This is a genomic window from Streptococcus sp. XMC, from assembly GCF_021341835.1.
Taxonomy (GTDB): Bacteria; Bacillota; Bacilli; order Lactobacillales; family Streptococcaceae; genus Streptococcus.
Genome location: NZ_JAJTNQ010000008.1, coordinates 1 through 20,119, shown reverse-complemented (window position 1 = coordinate 20,119; position 20,119 = coordinate 1). Strand labels below are relative to the sequence as shown.

Below are 20,119 nucleotides of genomic sequence, written 5' to 3'. Positions count from 1 at the left end.
CAATTAATAATTGCATGTCAATATTTGTATTGTGAAACTAGTTTCAGAAATATATAGTCTTAAAGTATGTCCACTGCCAATGGTTTTTTCAATATTTAAGAGGAGATTTATAATGGTTCATTTCTATAAATTTATAAACGAGTTATATATTTTGTTTAACCAATTATTAACTATTTTTATCAATAATCACTTCATTAATTTGTACTTTTTAATTTTGATTTATTTTTCGTGCATATTTTATATGAATTTAATTCTAATACATTTTAAATAAAAAATATGCAATTTTAATTGGCACTGACCCCCGTAAATGAGAATTAAATAAAAACACCTCCAAGTTGGATTTGGTACAATATAATCAAATGCTCATGGAGGTGGCTTTTTATGGTTAAAAAACGTGTGGAGACGGTGGTATTATTGTCAAGAAAATAGAATAACATGCTATAAAACTGTCGAAATAGGTGGCTTTTAGGATTTTAACAGAAATCAGTTCTATAATAAATTAAAAATCGTGTTGGTAGAAAAATTGTCTACTTCTACCAACACGATTTTACAAAGAGCCAGTACTTACATCTCTTTTTCTCCTGTAAAACTATTGTATCTTGATACTTTAAGGAGTTTCAATAATTCGATCTGTTAACCGTTATTTTTTGGATCTAAACTTAATAACATCGCATTAATGGCGACGATGACTGTTGACACGGACATTAGGATTGCTCCTAATGCAGGGCTTAATGTGATACCAATAGGAGCCAAAATTCCTGCAGCTAGAGGGATAGCTATAAAGTTATAACCAGCTCCCCAAAATAGGTTTTGTTTCATTTTACGAGTTGTTTTGTGTGCTAATTCAATGAATGATTCAATATCTCCTGGATCGGATTGAGTCAATATGACATCAGCTGAATCCAATGCAACTTGAGTTCCAGCACCTATAGCTATACCAACATCTGCTAAGGCAAGTGAAGGAGCATCATTTACACCATCACCTACCATGATAACTTTCTTTCCTTCATCTTTAAGTGTTTTAACCAACTCATATTTGTCTTGTGGAGATTGATTTGATCTATATTCAATCCCTAAAACTTCTGCTGCGCCTTGAGCCGCTTTTTCATTATCACCTGTTGCCATAATTGGTTGAATATTGTTCTTTTTAAGAGCTTTAATTAACTCTTTACTCGTTGGTTTTAATTCGTCCCCTAAAGCTACAGCACCAATGGCATCATCGTTTTCTACTAAGACACTAAGAGTTGCTCCTTTTGGAATATCCATATCAAGATTACGTCCATAGGCTTTTTGACTGATTAATTGGTAACGGTGCTCACCTGCTTTACCCTCTACTCCAGCACCGGAAATCACATCAATCGAATCAAAAGATGCTGGACGTATATCTTGCTGCTCGGCGAAACTTATAATTGATTGAGCAATTGGGTGGCTAGATCCTCCTTCAATACCTGCCAATAAGGCAATGATTTCCTCTTTTGTATATTTGTCATTAAGAAGTTTTACATCTAATACTTTAAATTCACCAGTTGTTAAAGTACCCGTTTTATCTAAAATAATCACATCTGCATCTTGAGCTATTTCTAAGGCTTGGCGGTCTTTTACTAGTAAGCCACGGCTAGCTCCTAAGCTTGTGCTACGGGCGGTTACCAATGGAATAGCCAGACCCAATGCGTGCGGACAAGCAATAACTAATGTAGTAATAGTAAATATAACTGCCGTTGGGATATCTCCAATAATCATCCACACTACAAAAGCAATTAGCGCGACAATAACAGCAATATAGAAGAGCCACCCTGCAACCTTTTGAGCAATATTTTCTGCTCTGGAAGGCTGACTTTGAGCTTGGCTGATTAAATTCTGAACTTGAGAGATGAAGGATTGATCACCTGTCTCATTCACTTTAATATAAAGAACCCCTTCTCCATTTGTTGAGCCCCCGATTACTTCATCGCCAGGGCCTTTTTTAACTGCTTTTGATTCTCCAGTCAAAAGAGCTTCATTTAAACGTGATTCTCCACGCTCGATAATCCCGTCTGCTGGCACATTTTCTCCGGCTTGAACACGAATTAAATCACCTACCTGTAAGTCAGCAACTGGTCGTGTTTCAATTGAATCGTCTTCTAATACAACGTGAGCATCTTTCGGCACTAACTTAGCCAATTCTGCTTGTGCGTCTCCTGCTTCTCCAATAGCTTTCATCTCAATCCAGTGACCTAATAGCATGATTAATAGTAATGAAGCAAATTCAAAGAAAAAGTCCATCACGTGTTCACCCGTTACGTAGGTAATGATCACAGCATAAATACTGTATAAATATGAAACACTTAAACCTAAAGAAACGAGTGCCATCATTCCAGGTTCTTTTTGTTTAAATTCGTCAACTGCACCTTGATAGAATGGACGTCCACCATAAATAATTAATATAGTAGATAAAATAGCTACTACAATATCAGAATATGGAAAAGTAAACTGGAATGGTAGTTCAAATCCATGCAAAGGGACTAAGAGCATAATAATGATTCCTAGTGGCAATGACTTTAAGAAAAGTTCCTTAAAGCTTCCGTGATGATGGTGGGCATGCCCACTGTGTCCGCTGTGATTATGCCCACTGTGTCCGCTGTGATTATGCCCACTGTGTCCGCTGTGATTATGCCCACTGTGCCCGCTGTGATCATGTCCACTGTGCCCGCTGTGATCATGCCCACTGTGCCCGCTGTGATCATGCCCAGCATGATGTACTTGATGTTGATCCTTATGGTATCCATGTTCATCTGTGATTCCATGCTCGTGTTTTAACTTATCCATGTCGTCATAATCATGGTGATTATGGGACGAATATTTGTTGTCATTATTCATTTTAAATTCCTCCTTATGCTTAATGATGATGTAAATGACATTCGCATTGTCCTTCTGGACAATTGCAATCCACTTCTTCTACTGCGAAAGATTTTTTCATCTCTAATATTTTTTCTAGTCGATCTATATCATCGAAGCTTAAAACATGATCTTCAATGATGCTTCCTATTACATTTCCGACTTTCTTATTGCAAATACGGTTAAAAATATCTTCTGCATAATCCCTTACGGCTTCTGTCTCTTCAATATTGGCAGTGTAAATAAACTTTCTACCTTCATGCTCTGTATTTAGTACGCCTTTTCCAACTAATCGACCTAAGATCGTTTTGATAGTGGATTGTGTCCAGTCCATTTTTTCTTGCAATACGGAAATGACTTTTTTACTAGTTACTCGATCATTTGCCCAAACTACACGCATGACTTCCCATTCTGCATCTGTGATATAAGTATTAAATTCTATTGTGCTCATTCTTCTTCCTCTCTAGTTGTCTACATATGTAAACGAATATGTTTAAAATAAGTTTACCATTGTAAACGAATTATGTCAAGTCTTTTTATTAAATTCTCACTTTTTGGGGTCAGTCCCTTAAAACATGCTATTTTTATCATTGATAAATATTAATAGCTAACTTTCCGAAAAACAACTATTTTTTATACAAAAAAGACATCCAAGAGAAAATTCTTGAATGTCTGGAAAGAATATAACTCCATTAACCTTGTTAATAGACTGGAAATGATGATATTATGGTCTCCTTACCTCAAATACTGCTGTATGAACCCACTCATTATGAATTTGTAAGTCATTTTCTATCATTCTACTAAAGGTGAAGCCATTTTTTAAAAGCACTCTCTGAGAAGCTAGATTATCTCTTGCTGTTCCTGCAATGATTCTATTAAAACCATAAGTAGTAAACGCTTTGTCTAAAACGAGTCTAACCGCTTCGCTTGCATAACCTAAATTGGTAACATTTTCCCCAATTCTATACCCAAGTTCTGCTGTTTTCCGATCACCATCTAAGACACTTAAATTGATTCTCCCGACCATAACGCCTTGCGAATCTCTAATAAGATGCATATAGACATCACGATTCCTTTGTTCCGTTAACAACTCCCTTGTAATTTCTTTAAAACCTTCTAAATCAAAATAGTTAGCTGGTCTAGGAGGTAAATTTCGTTCAAAATACTCTCGATTTTCTTTTTCAAAAGAATAGACATCTAAACTATTTGCTTCAGACAACAACTCTAAACTGATCATTTCAAAGCCTCCCCCATCATTATCTACATTCAACATTTTCTCATGTTTACACAAAGTGAAATTTACAGAATTTAAAAAGATTCTTTTATTTTCTGTATTGTTTCTACATTATAACACAAAATACTATGGATAAGCATAATATTCAAGGCGCCACACCAGCCAAACAGGCTAGAATATCTATCAAAGCTATTTCAGAAGCACTTACTCATAGTGACATCCAAATAACGAAGACTTATGTCAATACTACTGAAACAGTAAATCAAACAGCAGGAGAAATAGCCTTTAGAAGTCTCAAAAAGCAATAGGGTGAACTTTAGTTTTTTGAACAAAAAAAGACATCCAAGAGAAAATTCTTGAATGTCTGTAAACGTTGATATAATCGTGTTGATTAACGTTTTGAGAATTGTGATGCTTTACGAGCTTTTTTCAAGCCTGGTTTGGAAAGTATGGGTTTCAGTTGAATTAAAAACAGCGTAATATCAAGGGTTTTCAGAACGATATCTACTTTTTAATTTCATAAAATTTGAATCAATATTTTTTAAATAGGGGAATAGTTCAGTTCTGTATGCATTTATATAATACACCTACAAAGCTTATTATATCAGATTTTTCCCAGTTTTAGAAAATAGGTAGAGATTAAAACAACATCTAGATTTTACAAAAATTCTTGATCAAACAACCTTTACAACGAGTTGACGTATTTATAAATAAAAGGAATCGCTATCAAAAATTGGTTTATTTTCAATTTGGAATTTACACAAATTTTCGGACAATTGGAGCAAGTAGTATTACTATAAAGTATTATAAATAGTGATAGGAGTTAAACCTTCTTCTTTTCTTTTTCAAGAGATTCCATGCTTTTATTGTAAAGTTTATTTTCTTCCTGATATGTTTGACTTAATCTAGTTTCAAACCTAGAAATTCTCTTTTCAAAATTATCTCTATTTTCTTCTAATTGCCGCAATTCATGTATTGGAAGTTCTTGATGATGTTTATGACAATAGGAGATGATAAAGTCAGTCATATCTTCAGATAGTCTTTTTGCATCTCGCTTCATATCTTGATAATCTAATTCATAATCTGCTACTTTCCTTCTAAAAGCTTGATGATCACTCTCAACTTTACTAATTTTATCATTAATATTCATGAATTCTCCTAAAGTATTGGACTGGTAAGATCAGGTTTAGGCACTTCAGTTAAAATCTTGTTGATGGCATCAGCAGCACCACCTGTTAATCCTCCTTCTAGAGAAGCAGGTACTTGAGAAATAGCAAAATTTTGCATTTTAAACGCCTGATAAGCCAGCCATGTTTGTAAAATAGCTCCTTCAGCCATTAGGGCAGCTTTTGTTGCTGAAACTAGGGCCTGGATTGCCAATCGTTCTTGAACTTTCATGTATTCAGTTTTTATGCGCTCTGCTTCTAATCGATCTTCAGTATTCGGTTCAATCATTCATTAACTCCTTTTAATTGCTAAAAATCTTGGCCCCTATTTGATCACTTTCAATAATTCTATCAGCAACTTTATTCAGATTATCTGAAATTTGAGACATTCTATTCTTATAATCGCTTGCTGAAGTGATCGTTTTTGTCTCTTTCCCACTGTTCCATGCAGTATCCAAACTTAGTTCAGATAATAGAGCCTCTACTTCACTAGATGGTAAGTGACGAGCAATACTATATGCTTCAGTTTTAAGGGATGAAATTTTTTGAGAGACATTTTCCTTTGCAGATTCAATTTTTGATTTAATTTCTTCCTCGTAAACCTCAGCTTGAAGTTTCGTGGTTTCCGCACTTACTCGGACCAATTCTTCTCTTAAACTAATTTTTTTACTACCAGAACTAGTCTTCAAGGAATCCTTTAATTCTTTGATTTGTTTGATATTTAAAGAAATCAAATCTTGTTTAGTTGGCTCAGGAGCGAAAGGACCGTATTCTACTTCATAGCGTTCAATCAATTCTGGTCTAGCCATTGTTTTATAAGCATTATCAATACTAGATTTGCTTAATATTTTGTCTACAATTCTTTCAACTTGGCTCTTCGACATTCCTGAACAAAATAGAAGATTTTTTTCATACCACTCAAAATCTGGACTATTACCTTTAATCTTGGGTAAACCAGCATTATGATGTTTACCTTCGACAGTAAACACTTTACCATATGGAATAATCCCCCCGTGACCATCCCAACTTGTTAAATCTTTCCCTTGATCACTGTATGAGTGTAAATGCTTATTAAGATATGCTAATTCTTCATTACTAATCCCCTTATAATCGGACGAATTCATGGTCAAAGAAGCCCATGCACCCCAGTCCATGAAATTTGTAATCTTCTGGACTTTCATTTCCGCAGCTACTTTAGCAACAGCTGGTCCTGCTTGACTAAATCCCGACATATTACTAATATCAACTTCTTGTCCTTTTCCAGCCATTTTTTTAGCACTAGCTAATGATTGATTATAAAATTCTCGAACATCCTTTGTCTGTTCTGTTAATTGAACTCTTGCTGTTACTGCATTAAATCCAGACTCTATAACATGATTATTAATGTCTCCATCGGGAGCTTGAGTTCCGGCAACAACAATAGTAGTTTGACTATAATCTGGGTGCCCTTCCTTATCAAGAGGCGCAACAGCAATGGCTTGGGTGGTTTCGTTGACTTCGTTGATTAATTGATATTTCTTTCCGCTTCTTTCAAGACCAAATTGTTCATTAACATTTTTTTCTTTTATTATTTTTAACACATCAACTTGTAATTCCTGTACCTGTTCATCATTTAATGCCATTCCCAATGATATCCTTTCTTGATTTCTGTATTATAAATAACCTCTGCACTTGGACTGCCTTCTTCACTTTTAACCACGTCCTTCAGCTGTCCATCTTTAACAAGCGCTTCAATGTTTTCATCCATCTTGGGGTTAGATGATAGTTTGACTTCCTCAGGGAGTTTTTTATTGCCTGCAATATCAATAAAATCATCTCCTACTCTTAGCTCAATTATTTCTTCATCAAATCCATTAAAATCCAATCTGACATCACCATAATCTCCATAACTAGCATAACCGAAATTTTGAACTGTTCGACCTAAATAGACTTTATTACCATGAGTATCATAAATGACAGGAACAACATTGGCATGAAACATGCTCTGCCCATCCCCACCTTGAACAAAAATTGGTGAAAACTCTATTTTACTGACACCAGAGTAATGCTCTTTAATGTAAGTTGCCAGTTGTTCTTCTAACAAACGAAATCCTCGTTTGTAAAGTTTCACTCCTTTGTCGTCTAAAGCATCACTAACATTATATGGAGAGTTTTTGTGTTCAATCCATTTTGTCATACAATATACTCCTCCTGAAATTAAAACTATAAGAACTGCAATGATCGCAAATTTTTTTTTCTTCATTGTTTACCTACCTCACACCTTTATGAAAACGCTTTTATTTTTTATTATAGTATATCATAATATTTCTAATCTTGACGATTTATCCTGCCATATTATCCATAAGCCCCCTGATTAATAAAGGATTATTTCCATTCTGAGTAGCTCCCTCTTTTAATTTCTAAGTTGTAGTCTATTTCAGCATTCGGACTTACTACATCTGATTTCTTAACATCTTTTAGCCTTACTATGTGTTATTAATTATAAACAATGCCATTCAATCAACGCCATTCCCACTCATTTCCTTTCCTAATATCTGTATTATAGTCAACTTCTGCTTTTAGACTACCTTTTTCACTTTTTACCACATCTTTTAGGTGACCAGCATTGACAAGCGCTACAATATTTTCATCCATTGAGGGGTTAATTGTCAATTTAGCTTTTGGAGGCAAGCTTTTGTAATTCGTTATGGCAAGAAATTTACCATCTACATCAATTTCAATCACTTCCTCATCAAATCCATTAAAATCTAACCGTAGATCTCCTAAAAGACCGTAGCTTGCATATCCATGCTTACCAACCTTTCGCCCTAAATAAGCCTTATTCCCATGATTGTCATAAATTACGGGAACGATATTAGCATCGAACATAGTTTGTCCGTTTCCACCTTGAACAAAAATTGGTGAAAACTCTATTTTACTGACACCAGAGTAATGTTCTTTAATGTAAGTTGCCAGTTGTTCTTCTAACAAACGAAATCCTCGTTTGTAAAGTTTCACTCCTTTGTCGTCTAACACAGTACTCACGTTGTATGGATCTTTCTGCTCTTCCATCTTTTTGTTAAGATACAACATACTTGCAGCAATCAAAATAGCAAGAACTAAGGCAAGCCTAAAGAGCTTCTTCTTCATTTCGCTCCTCCTTTTTGGAATTCCGTATTATAAACAATTTCTGCATTCGGACTCCCTTTTTCATCTTTTACGACTCCTTTTAACTGACCATCTTCTACTAATAATTCTATATTCTCATCTATAAGTTCCTGTCTAGTCAGTTTAACTTCATTAGGTAAGTGTTGTTCATTGGAAACATCAATAAATTTCCCATTTGAGTCCGTTAATTCTATAACTTCATTCTCATCTCCATCAAAATCAGCTATTATGTATGAGATGATACCAATATCACTTGGAATTAAATTTTTAACTTTAGTACCGAGAGTAGCTTTATTTCCATGCTTATCATAAATAGTTGGACGGATATAGACATTTGAGAAAGTTGACCCTTCCTCAGTAACGTATATTGGGGAAAATTCAATCTTCTCAATATCTCTATAGTGTTCTTTGATGTAGGTTCCTATTTGCTCTTCTAGCAAACGAAAGCCATGCTGATAGAGTTTGACTGTTTTGGGGCCTAGACTCGGCTTAGTTAGTTTATTATATATATAAGCCCCTCCAAATATAAAAACTATTACAATAGCAATTATTTTAGCAACCTTATTTCTCATTAGTTGCCTCCGTTCCAAGTGATAATCTACAATTTTTAGTCTGCAATCATATTACTTATTATAACATAATTGCCAATTTGTAAAATTAAGCCAGAAAAAAGCATCTCGTATTAGACGAAATGCTTTCAATAAGTGTAAATAAGTATTAACGTTTACTAAATTGTGATGCTTTACGAGCTTTTTTCAAGCCTGGTTGGGGCATCACTTATTTCATCTAATTTCAAAATGCTCTAAAATTAACGTTCTCACTAGTTTTCAGAAAATAAAATTTCAACTAATTTCAATCAATTGCATCAAAATAAGGTAAATTTTCGTCAAAAATAAGTAAAAATCGAACCAGAATATCAAAAGTTTACCTTATTTGGTTTTTACAGACAGAAGTCAAGCAGACATTCATTACTCGTCAGTTATGACGAAAAATATTGATTTAAAGTGGTTTTTGAAATTTAGAATTTCGATGTGTTACTGTAAAAATCAACCAAATGACTACATTTTATGAGAAATAAATTTAGAAGTTAATATATACAAAATCTCTTTTATCAATTTTAGAAAATGAATACTTTGATAACCTGTTCAAATTTTATAAAGAAATTCAATTATTATTGAGAGATTTAAATTCATTAAAACTAATAATTTCAAATGGAAATTCCACAAAGTTTGATTTTATTAGTTTATTTGTAATGAAATATGATTTTATTGAGTATCTCTCTTCTAATCCGATATTTCTACAAATTACATCTAGATTCTCTTCAAAATACTCTACTCGCCGTTTGAACTTTAGTCCTTTGGCCTTTCCCCCAAAAAAGTATTCTTTTTGATCACCCATACTATCTTTCATAGTCTGACTTAAACGCATATATTTAACTTCAAATAATAATATTTCTTTCAGCTTATTGTCTATCACAATTAGGTCGTAATCTCCTAAATTTCTAGGATGATTTCCTTTAATATCTAATTTATATAATTCTTGATCAATATGAGTAACGTACCTATTATCTTTAAATAAGCCCTTAAGATTTTGGACTATCTGTTGTTCGTAAAATTTTTTCCAACTATTTATTGTATTTAGCGTATTTTGCATACCAATATCATATGGTAAAATGAAGTTCATCATTCCCTCTGTCCAATCTTTTGCCAACCTATCAAGAATAATAGGTGAAAAAATAATGCTATTATGATTAACAATAATAGGTTTAGCAGAAAATTTATTATCTCTTTTCTTTTTCTCCCATATTGGAATTACTCCATTAGTAGTAATTTTCTTCTTTTCTATAACTAAGAATTTCAAAACACCATAAAAGATTTCAATTGAATAGTCCGAATTCTCTTCAAAATATTTAGCCAAATCTTCTATTTTACCTGTTACAACATTTCCTTTTACAGTCAGTAATTTTTGATTTTTTAATTTTAAAATATGACTATTACTTGAAAATATGGAGAGGAAACAAATAAAAGAATCAAAATCAACTTTCGTATCTTGAAAGAACGATTTCTTAACCAGACCAATTATATTATTGTCAATTTCCTTATCTCTACTTGCGTATTCACCATATTTATACTTGATTTCTATCATTTCATCAACAAATTGTAAGTACTTTTCCGTTTCTGAAATATCTACAACATAATTATCTTCAATCTCTAACTGAAACCAATTGCTAGCACCATACGAATAGGCATCAGAAAGAAGTTGAAAATCTAATATGTATTTCCCATAAGCAATCAATTCATCAACAATATCATCACTTGGAATTAATGCGTCATCATCCCTTTCTGTTACTAAATTCTCTTCAATAAGATATTCTAATATTGGTTTATAAACGCGGGCCTCTTCACGTAAATCAATCGTTTGTTCTCGAAATTTATTTAATTTAACAGTTTGAAGATTTCCGTTATCTGAAAATGTAGTTAATCTTCTGCGGTGGATATCAATATTAAAAATAATTAAAGATAATATATTTTGTAGTTTAAGTATCAAGTCATACTGATTATACAATGACATCATAGAAACTAAGTCTTCGCGTATTTTATTTCTAAAACATCTTACGATAGCAACTATGTCTGATTCACAATATATACCTGGCTCTAATCCAAGTTCTTTAATGATGTTAGCAATACTTTTCCTGACTCTTTTAAAAGAATAGTTTTTAGGAGCTGAGAATTCTAAATGAGGCTGAATAAAATATTCAACCCTAACTTCAAATAAGCTTGAAGTTCGTTTCTCATTGTCTGTTTCTTTAATTTTTTCAAATAACAAAACTCTATCCTTAAAAAGGAAACCGTCTAGTAAATTTATTAGAATTGTATTTTCAAATTCCAATGTTGATTTGGAAAGATTATCAGCAAATATTTTATTCCATCTAGGAGCTAATAAAGTTATCTGATATTTGGAATTTTTAACAAAAACTATTTTATTAAAATAGTTCGTTTCTTGTATCGGACATCTAGAATTAGCATTTCTATCAAGCACAGACTTAGATACTAAATTAATCTCCATAGTTTCTTTTTCATAGTTTGATAAAATTGCTTCTTTATTATGATATAAAGCATTTAAAACAATTTCGTTAAAAGATTTTATTTGTTCGTAATCATAGATATTTATATCTTCTAAAATAAAATGTAACTCCCGATATATAATTTTTTTATGATTCTCTGAAAATATATCAATTGATCCAAGATGAGCTTTTGAAATAAGTGACAAATCAGTTTGTTCCCTATCAACTATTTTCCAACCATGAATATTATAAAACTCTCCCCCTATTTCAAATGGATAGTTTAATACAATTTTATCAAACGTTTCCATATTATAATGAACACTTTCATAGGGTAAGAAAGCCATATTTACATTCAAAGCACCATCATTAATCATCTGATTTGATGATTGCCACATTCGAAATAAAGCATCTCCATTGGAGAAAGACATAATTCTATCTTGATTATTGTTATAAGCTATAAAAAAATCAACGATTTCTTTTATTGAATTCGCATTGTTAATTATTCCTATAATACTACTTGCATTTAATACATATTCATCATCATCTCCAAATAGGAATGTTTTAGTGATATTTGGAGATATACTCTTGGTGTCAACTCCAACAAAAATAATATTGCTCTGGGACTTAAACTCAAATCCTCTAACTTCTCCATCTTGACAAAGACCTACTATCTGGTAAGTATTATCAATAATTCCTTTTTTTAAGTGATCTGAAATTTTATTTTGGCTTGGCTCTAAAACAATTAATCTATCTTCATTTAAAAATGCCAATGTATTTTTTAAATCAATCTTTTCTTTAGCCTCTTTGTTAATTAACCTCAGATTATAAAATGAATTTCCTTCTCGTTCAAAGAATTTTGTAAAATTACAATTTAGTCTGCTCCAGAAGCTTAACCAAATAGATTCTTCAAACTTTGATTCCTCTATTTCGCTTTCTATTCTCTCCATAAAACAATCTTTCATAACTGGTAAAAATATGGGAAAGTTATTAACAGGAGTAAATAATGGATATAACTCAGCATTATTACTTTTGAATGTTTTGAAATACTGGGCAAGTTCGTTATCATAAAAAAGCTCATGATTTTGATATATAAAATTGAAATAACTCTCAGGTGGACATTCAAAGTTTTCTTGAGTAAACTCACTTTTAAATGGTTCTAAGGATGAAATAATTAAATCTTCATATTCAAGTATCTCATACCATATTTCTTTGAATTGCTTAAAATCATGCACTAAAGATTCTATTACAAATGAAGTTTCATAAGTATCTTCATTGCCATTTCCTATAAATATTTTATGAAATCTATCATTTGAATAGAACCTTACATTTCCAGTATCAATAGGGAAATCTTCTTTTGGGTATTCAGGTATATAATACTCAATTGCTTTTTTATAAAAGTCTACAAATTTGCTGTATGAATCTATTTTAGTAGTCCCTAAAATCTTACTTTCATTATTAATAAAATCTCTATTCAATTTATCTACTATTCCTAAAAATCTCCTATTTGGAAACCATGAAGTAATAGAGTAGATAACTTTAGATAAAGATTCAATGTCATATTCTAATAAAAAAGAGTTATTCATATTTTTTCCTCATAGGCTATCAATTTTTTCTCCCAAATGTAATCAGAATGTTGAAAGAAATACAGCTTTCTAACTATCTATCTTCGAATAAATTAAATTCCTTAGAATTATACAACTTCTTAAATTAGCCGTCAATTTATTTTCAGCTAAAAGTCTTGTCTAATTTCTTAACACATTATAATTATTATTTTTTATACTAATAAATCCGATAATTAGTATGATATTAGGAGACTAATAAATATCGGTCAGCTTTTGTTTAGAGATTAAAATAGGCGATTTTTTTATTTTCTATAATTATCTAGAACATCATTCTTCATAAAACTTTCTTATTTCTCGAGCTAAATAGCTATCTGGATGTCTTTTTATAAAATATCTTTCTCTTGCAAATCCATTGTTTCCCCTTTGTAAGCTTTCATAAATCAAGGGTCTCAGGAGCTCTTTATCTCCTGTTTGAATATATTTTAAGATCTCATTGCCATATTGGTATTTTTTGACATAACCTAAATAATTACCTTGCCAATGAGAATCTTCCTCTCTAAAACTTTGGAAACTACTCATTAAATGAAGTAATTTTTCTGTCAGTTCTAATATGTATGTAGCGTATATGGTATCTATATCTTCATAATCTAAATATTTATCAGTATACTTACCCAGAACGTCATCAATGTTATCCTTATTTAGAGCATTTAGCAAATTATCATCCCATACCTTATTGCCATATTTTTTTCTAATTTCAACTGATTCCATATCACCTTGGTACAAACGCATCTCCTGTTGAATTGAAATTATTGACTCTAAACTTTGATAAGTACTATTTTCATGAATATACTTTTCTTTATAGCCATAATAACTGCCATCATTAATAAATTTATCTATTTTTTTCTTTAAAATTTCAGTGTAAAATTCGTTCAGATAAACATCAATAAATGCTATTTTATTGATGTTTTTTGGTTCGTTTTTTACACGTTCTTCATAAAATTTCCAAAATAAAGCATCAACATTAAGAGCTTTTTCTGTAGCTCGAAAAATCCCTGTCATAAATAATTCATAATGCTCTTCAAAAAGTATACTATATACTTTTTGAACATCAACAACATCTAATCTTATTTTTTCAAATTCAATATTAAGTGGCATATATCCTAAAACTATTCTCCATAGATTTTCATCATAAGATTCAAAAAGAATATCTAAAATAATAATAGATGATAGGAAGGATGTGAGTTTCCAATGTTCGGAATAATCACCAAAGCAAATTTCATCATAAGATTTAAACATTATATTACGCGCTATATATTTCTTTTTTTCATTACTAACTAAACCTAATTTTGTGCCATATTCATCCAACTTACAATTGTTCAAAACATCTTCTATTGCATTAGGAGTATAAAGATATGGATTCTTTGAGGTTACCATCCCTCTTCTAATAAGGCTAATTAACGGAGAATTGCTTGAAGAAATCTCTCTATTCGTAAGTTTTTTATATTTCTTATTTATTTTCTTTTCTTGACCTGTATACCAGTAATACTCTGTTGAAGCCCTTGACTTACGTTCCTCATTTATAATTTTAATTTTAGAATCTAGCCTCAATGAAGCACAATCGATAAAATACTTCTTTGTCCTTTTAAAAATCATAATCTTCCTTTTAAAAACGTGGTGTTTTTAAGTTGTTATTTTATAAAAATCACCTTAATTATACCACGTTTTTCTCTTTATAATGTAATTATCCCTATTTAAATAGGAAATTATGAAGTCCAAAGGTGCACCAAAGGACGGATTGAAACTCAGAACATAGCTACATCTTTAGGTATTCGCTATGTCAAATGTTTCACCGTTTCTTTGGTGTGTTTTTTTCATACTTAGCTCGGTAAACGACTGTGTTTCTATTCCGTCCAAGGACGGAAAGGAAGTAAAATGACATATAAAAGTGTAATAGAGGAATTATATTGCAAACTGTTAGGTATAGAGCTCAAGAGAATACTTAATGAGCGAGAAATGTTACAAAATCAAATTGGATATGAAACAGCTGAAGGGGAAGTTGAGTTATTATCCGAAACAACAGTTGGACAAATTCTAAAGGGAAAAAGAAATATTAGTTTTAATGCTTCGTTAGCTTTTCAGACCAGTTTAGATTATAAAAATCCTAGGGAATTATTTTTCCCGAGTATTGAATTCGAACTACTACTTATTGAAAATATAATATCTACAATTTTGATAGATCCTACGTTTGAAAATACTTTTCTAAAAAAGTTAATAGCAAAAAAATTTTCCAATGTCTCGAAGAAAGAAGTATCGCAAATCATTGAAAAAAATAAAAAAATTTTTCTAGACTCCTTATCAAGCTTTATTTCAGATTTTCCAGAAGAAGAAACATCCTATCAAATTGCTGAAAAAATAACTGATTGGTTATCTGAATTTGCCTGCCTCATATCACAATTTTAAAGATAGACTGTCATAAAAACTGACAGTCTACTTCATGAAATTACGTTAAACTAAGATTGTTCTTAGCTAAGACAAATAATCAAATACGAGGTAAATCTAATGAAAACACGCAATCGCAAAGGTGGCTACTCAGCTAATACTGCTAATGAATATATTGACAACAAGCAGGGCATTCTCTGCTTAAGCACCGAACTAGAAGCACAAATTAAATTTGAAGACGGCCAACCAACAGGTGAAATCATTGCTTATAAAGCTTGGTTCTCACAAAAAGGACTTCCGCCCTTTACCGTCAAATTTGAATCCGAAGTGAAGCTACCATCTTATATGGCATTGGTACAGTTTGATAATCTTCAAGCCTGCGAAGTTGGCTTTAACGTCTACTTCAAAGCTGACAATCTCAAGGAGGTCAAATAATGACGAATAGAGAACTGGGACAATACCTGCTCCAAAGCCTTAACATGGGACTTGGAAGCATTATGCAAGGAGAAACTAGCTATACTAATAGCTTTGACTGCAAAATTATGGAAGAAGGATTCCTCTTTCTTCCTCGTTTGCCAGCTGGTTATATCATTGATGATGAACTCTATCAGAAAATTTTCCTGATTGCGAATGCTGCTCTTTATCCTCGCTTCACTCTTATCAAACAAAATTCAGCCTATTTTATGGCGCTAGATACAGATGATATTCATGTCCAGCGTGGGCTTTTCTTCCCTTGGAAAGCAGGAGTTTCTGAACGTCTAGTGATTCCTGATTTGGAAGAATTCACGGCAAAACAGAAAGGAAATCTGATTCCCATCATGAAAAATCTTACTCTTGACTACAACAAAGTAACTTCTATAGCTATCGCAGGAAATAGTGGATCTGGTAAATCTTATGCTCTAACGTACTTTCTCAGTATGCTCAAAAATATTTCTGACTTGATTATTGTAGACCCTAAATTTGACACGCCTAGCCGTTGGGCGCGTGAAAATGGAATTGCCGTTCTACATCCTCATAAAAATCGCTCTAAATCAGACTTTGTTTCAGAAATCAATGAGAACCTAAGCGCCTGCTTGAATCTTATTCAACAGAGACAAGAAATTCTCTATGATAAGCCAGACCATCCATTTGAACATTTGACTATAGTCATTGATGAAGTTCTGGCATTATCCGAGGGAGTCAATAAAACCATCAAGGACTCTTTCTTTTCTCTTCTATCTCAAATTGCTTTGCTTGGTCGAGCTACAAAAGTCCATCTTTTTCTAGTCAGTCAGCGTTTCGACCATACATCTATTCCAATTTCTGTTCGGGAACAGTTAAATGTCTTAATTCAAATTGGTAATATCAACAAGAAGACAACACAATTTCTTTTTCCTGACCTAGATCCTGAAGGCATTGTTATCCCTATAGGAAAAGGAACTGGACTTATTCAGATTATTGATAATGAACATCCTTATCAAGTTTTACCTCTCCTTTGCCCTACCTACTATACAAAGAAAGGCATTCTGTAACCTATGAAAAAGACTTTCTTTCAAACAACCTACAACCTAAATGCTAACTTAATAGTCCTTGCCTTGTTTAGCTTTCTCTTTAAGATTGGAATCAACTTACTTATTCAAATGTTAGAAACTACAAAACTCTATGGAATGCAAGGACTTTTTACAACAATACTAGATAAGCTGACTGCTCTTGAACATTACATTCAACTATTGTCATGCTGTCTTATTCTCGTTCCTGCTCTTTTGGTTATCATTGAGTTAGTTCAAAGATTTTTAAAAGATTCATTATGGAATTATTTCAAGTCTATTTACCAGACTTTTAGAATGAGACAATTTCTGAAGCAAGATGAACAATATGAAGCAATGAATACAATTGAGAATCAGACTATTACTCGCATCAACCCCATTTTAAAAAGTTTCAATCATTCTGTCTTAGGGTGTACGGTAGATGTAAGAAAAGAAACCGTCACTATCTTACTTGCCATTCCAAGAACTCAACAGGCTCAGAAGTTACTGAAAGAAATGGAAAATGATATCAAGGAAGAAATTTCAAACAGAAATCCATACTATTATTTTTCTTCACCTCATCGAAAAGGTAATAAACTTTGGTTTACAGGAACTAATAGATAAAGGAAAATATGGGGCTTGGCTCACATAGTGAAAGCCAAAAGCCTCATATTTTCAAAATCATCTATTCATGTGTAATGGGGTTACTACGACCCCCATTACACCAATAATCATCAATCATAGAAAGGAAATCAATGACTAAAGAAAAACGCTCGAACAAGTGGGCTTTCCTTCTCTATCAGGAAAGTGCCCCTGAGCATTATCTGGATGTTTTAGAGAACATGCATATCCCCTTTGTTCTTAGTCCATGGCACGACAAAGACATCAACAAGGAAACAGGAGAATTCAAAAAAGCCCACAAGCATGGAGCATTATATTTTGATTCACTCAAAAGTTATTCGCAAGTTTCTGATTTACTAACTAAAAACCTCAATACACCTGCCCATGTAGAACCTGTTATGTCTCCTAAAGGAATGTATGACTACTTCACTCATGCAGAAAATCCTGAAAAGACTCTGTATGATATCAACGAAATTGAAACTGGTTGTGGCTTTGAGCTAGATAAATTTCTTATCAGCAACAACAGTGACGAATTTCTTTCAATGGTAATTGATATCATAGAGGAACACAATTTTACAGAATTTAATAACTTAGTTAGATACGCTAGAAAAGAAAAACAGGAGTTGTTAAATTTAATTATGGATAAAACTTACTTCTTTGCAAAATATCTGGACTCACGCCGTCATTCTAGATATGGGAAGGAGGATAACGAATGCAAGTAATCCTACCAGATGAGCAAATTTACCAGATTCAATTATTGCTATCAAACCTTATCCAAAAAGAAATTAAACAACAATTAGAAAAAAATACTTTAAGTTTTCCCTATTTGAACAAACAACAGACTTGCGACTATTTAGGAATTTCCAACAATACTCTTGATTCATGGATTCAAAGGGGGCTTCCATCAATCAAAATTGGAAAAACAATTCGATTCCACAAAGACGCTATTGACCGCTGGCTAAACAGTAACAACTAGAAAAATCAAGATTTTTATTTTATAATGGTCATGATATTTTCTGGTTCGATATAAAGGAGAATATCATGACTATCAGTAAGACAAAAAACGGAACTTACCGCTTAAAAGTCTATATACCATTAGAAGCACGAATGCCTCTTGGTATCGTTAACAATAACTATTATGATAAGAGATTTAAAACAAGAAAGGAGGCACGACAAGCAGAGATAGACCTACTGACGAAGCTAAACCAAATTGAAGATAACGTCTTTTCGGGACTAGGAAAAGAAGATATTCTTTTCTCGGACTTCTTTAATAATATTTGGTGGGAATCCTACAAAGCAGGACAAACTACATCTACTTCGAAGCCACTAAGCAGGTCAACAATTGCTAATACCAAAACATGTTTTGAAAAGCATATACTACCACTTCTTGGCAACTATACGATTCAATTTTTAAACCAAAATAAACAGGTTATTCTAAATTTGATGACGACAAAAGCCAACGAATATGCCAACTTCAAAACTTTACGAAGTTACGTTATTTCTATTTTTGATTGGGCAGAAGAACTTGAATATATTGAAGCAAATAGAGTTGCAAAAACTTTAAGACGAATTAAGGCTGTTAAAAAAATTCAACTTGCAGAATCAAAACGTGATGAAGATTTATATTTAACTCATGAGCAACTCCAAGAATGGTTCTCAGCTTTTAAAGAAGATTTAGAAAACGATAAAATATCACTCAAAGATTACGTCCTTTTCTATCTCACTTTTTTCCTTGGAGATAGAAAATCAGAAACATATGCTCTCCAGTGGAAACATATCGACTTTTCAAAATCTCAGATTCAGTTAATTCCGGCTTTAGATAGATATGGACAAGTAAAATCTACCAAAGGAAATAAAAAAACTATCTTTTCTATTTCTAGCGACTTGCTTCAACTTCTAACCTTATGGAAAAAACAACAAAAATATGAACTAGCAAAGTTTGGTATCATCACTAATCCAGAACAATTCATCTTCACTTACATAGATACCATAGGAAATATCAATAAACCTTTACACTCTGACTATCTCAATAATAAGATGGAAACTATCAGAAAGCGACACCCAGAGCTTACACACGCTACACCACATAAACTACGTCATACGGGAGCAACACTCGCTAAACAGGCAGGAATGAGCTTAGAAGCTATTTCCGAAGCTCTAACACATAGCGACACAGGTACAACACAGATTTATGTCAATACTTCTAATGTAGTCCCTATGGCAGTCGGTGAATTTGCCTTAAAGTCTCTAAAACAATAAGGTTAAAATAAGGTAAACTTTGAGGTGAACTTTTTCAAAAAACATAAAAAAAGCACCCATGAGGTAAACTCTTGAGTGCTTTGAAACGTTGATAGTATCGTATTGATTAACGTTTTGAGAATTGTGAAGCTTTACGAGCTTTCTTAAGACCTGGTTTGGAAAGTATGGATTTCAGTTGGACTAAAAACAGCGTAATATCAAGGATTTTCTGAACAATATCTACTTTTTAATTTCATAAAATCTGAATC

Annotated in this window: 18 protein-coding genes; 7 read left to right on the top strand and 11 right to left on the bottom strand. The window is 32.4% G+C overall.

Annotated features, from left to right (window positions below):
- Positions 1 to 633 precede the first annotated feature (633 nt).
- The 11 genes from LXO72_RS09895 to LXO72_RS09845 all read right to left on the bottom strand — a co-directional run bounded on the left by LXO72_RS09895 (position 634) and on the right by LXO72_RS09845 (position 14,700).
- Complete coding sequence (locus LXO72_RS09895; protein ID WP_233332530.1) at positions 634 to 2,856, bottom strand: copper-translocating P-type ATPase; 2,223 nt, start codon at positions 2,854 to 2,856, stop codon at positions 634 to 636.
- 19 nt (positions 2,857 to 2,875) lie between these two features.
- A complete protein-coding gene (locus LXO72_RS09890) occupies positions 2,876 to 3,325 on the bottom strand; it encodes a CopY/TcrY family copper transport repressor (protein ID WP_002908710.1) in 450 nt (149 codons plus the stop codon).
- A 273-nt stretch (positions 3,326 to 3,598) separates the two neighbouring features.
- Positions 3,599 to 4,111 (bottom strand): GNAT family N-acetyltransferase, encoded by a 513-nt coding sequence (locus tag LXO72_RS09885; protein ID WP_049473333.1) that lies wholly within the window; start codon positions 4,109 to 4,111, stop codon positions 3,599 to 3,601.
- 820 nt (positions 4,112 to 4,931) lie between these two features.
- Positions 4,932 to 5,258, bottom strand: coding sequence for a hypothetical protein (locus tag LXO72_RS09880; protein WP_223355719.1), 327 nt, complete (start codon positions 5,256 to 5,258; stop codon positions 4,932 to 4,934).
- An 8-nt stretch (positions 5,259 to 5,266) separates the two neighbouring features.
- Entirely contained in the window at positions 5,267 to 5,563 is a 297-nt protein-coding gene (locus tag LXO72_RS09875; protein WP_233332528.1) for a hypothetical protein, read from the bottom strand.
- Positions 5,564 to 5,576: 13 nt separating this feature from the next.
- The gene (locus tag LXO72_RS09870; protein ID WP_233332526.1) at positions 5,577 to 6,896 is read right to left on the bottom strand and encodes a hypothetical protein; all 1,320 of its coding nucleotides are present in this window, start codon (positions 6,894 to 6,896) and stop codon (positions 5,577 to 5,579) included.
- Entirely contained in the window at positions 6,887 to 7,516 is a 630-nt protein-coding gene (locus LXO72_RS09865; protein ID WP_233332525.1) for a hypothetical protein, read from the bottom strand. The genes LXO72_RS09870 and LXO72_RS09865 overlap by 10 nt, the downstream gene beginning before the upstream one ends.
- A gap of 257 nt (positions 7,517 to 7,773) precedes the next feature.
- Positions 7,774 to 8,403, bottom strand: coding sequence for a hypothetical protein (locus LXO72_RS09860; RefSeq protein WP_233332523.1), 630 nt, complete (start codon positions 8,401 to 8,403; stop codon positions 7,774 to 7,776).
- Positions 8,400 to 8,993, bottom strand: a complete 594-nt coding sequence (locus LXO72_RS09855; protein ID WP_233332521.1) for a hypothetical protein — start codon at positions 8,991 to 8,993, stop codon at positions 8,400 to 8,402. The genes LXO72_RS09860 and LXO72_RS09855 overlap by 4 nt, the downstream gene beginning before the upstream one ends.
- A 592-nt stretch (positions 8,994 to 9,585) precedes the next feature.
- Positions 9,586 to 13,068, bottom strand: coding sequence for a hypothetical protein (locus LXO72_RS09850; protein WP_233332519.1), 3,483 nt, complete (start codon positions 13,066 to 13,068; stop codon positions 9,586 to 9,588).
- A gap of 306 nt (positions 13,069 to 13,374) precedes the next feature.
- A complete protein-coding gene (locus LXO72_RS09845) occupies positions 13,375 to 14,700 on the bottom strand; it encodes a hypothetical protein (protein WP_233332516.1) in 1,326 nt (441 codons plus the stop codon).
- A gap of 279 nt (positions 14,701 to 14,979) precedes the next feature.
- On the opposite strand from LXO72_RS09845, the gene LXO72_RS09840 reads away from it, so the two are divergent.
- The 7 genes from LXO72_RS09840 (at position 14,980) to LXO72_RS09810 (ending at position 19,871) form a co-directional block, all read left to right on the top strand.
- The gene (locus LXO72_RS09840; RefSeq protein WP_000221461.1) at positions 14,980 to 15,507 is read left to right on the top strand and encodes a hypothetical protein; all 528 of its coding nucleotides are present in this window, start codon (positions 14,980 to 14,982) and stop codon (positions 15,505 to 15,507) included.
- A 99-nt stretch (positions 15,508 to 15,606) separates the two neighbouring features.
- A complete protein-coding gene (locus LXO72_RS09835) occupies positions 15,607 to 15,921 on the top strand; it encodes a hypothetical protein (RefSeq protein ID WP_233332513.1) in 315 nt (104 codons plus the stop codon).
- Positions 15,921 to 16,997, top strand: coding sequence for a cell division protein FtsK (locus tag LXO72_RS09830; protein ID WP_233332511.1), 1,077 nt, complete (start codon positions 15,921 to 15,923; stop codon positions 16,995 to 16,997). Before LXO72_RS09835 ends, LXO72_RS09830 begins: the two co-directional genes overlap by 1 nt.
- Before the next feature lie 3 nt (positions 16,998 to 17,000).
- Positions 17,001 to 17,615, top strand: coding sequence for a hypothetical protein (locus LXO72_RS09825; RefSeq protein ID WP_233332509.1), 615 nt, complete (start codon positions 17,001 to 17,003; stop codon positions 17,613 to 17,615).
- 131 nt (positions 17,616 to 17,746) lie between these two features.
- A complete protein-coding gene (locus LXO72_RS09820; protein ID WP_233332507.1) occupies positions 17,747 to 18,334 on the top strand; it encodes a replication protein in 588 nt (195 codons plus the stop codon).
- On the top strand, positions 18,325 to 18,588 hold the full coding sequence (locus LXO72_RS09815; protein ID WP_233332505.1) for a helix-turn-helix domain-containing protein: 264 nt from the start codon (positions 18,325 to 18,327) through the stop codon (positions 18,586 to 18,588). Before LXO72_RS09820 ends, LXO72_RS09815 begins: the two co-directional genes overlap by 10 nt.
- Positions 18,589 to 18,653: 65 nt before the next feature.
- The gene (locus LXO72_RS09810) at positions 18,654 to 19,871 is read left to right on the top strand and encodes a site-specific integrase (protein WP_233332503.1); all 1,218 of its coding nucleotides are present in this window, start codon (positions 18,654 to 18,656) and stop codon (positions 19,869 to 19,871) included.
- The last annotated feature ends 248 nt before the right edge of the window (positions 19,872 to 20,119 follow it).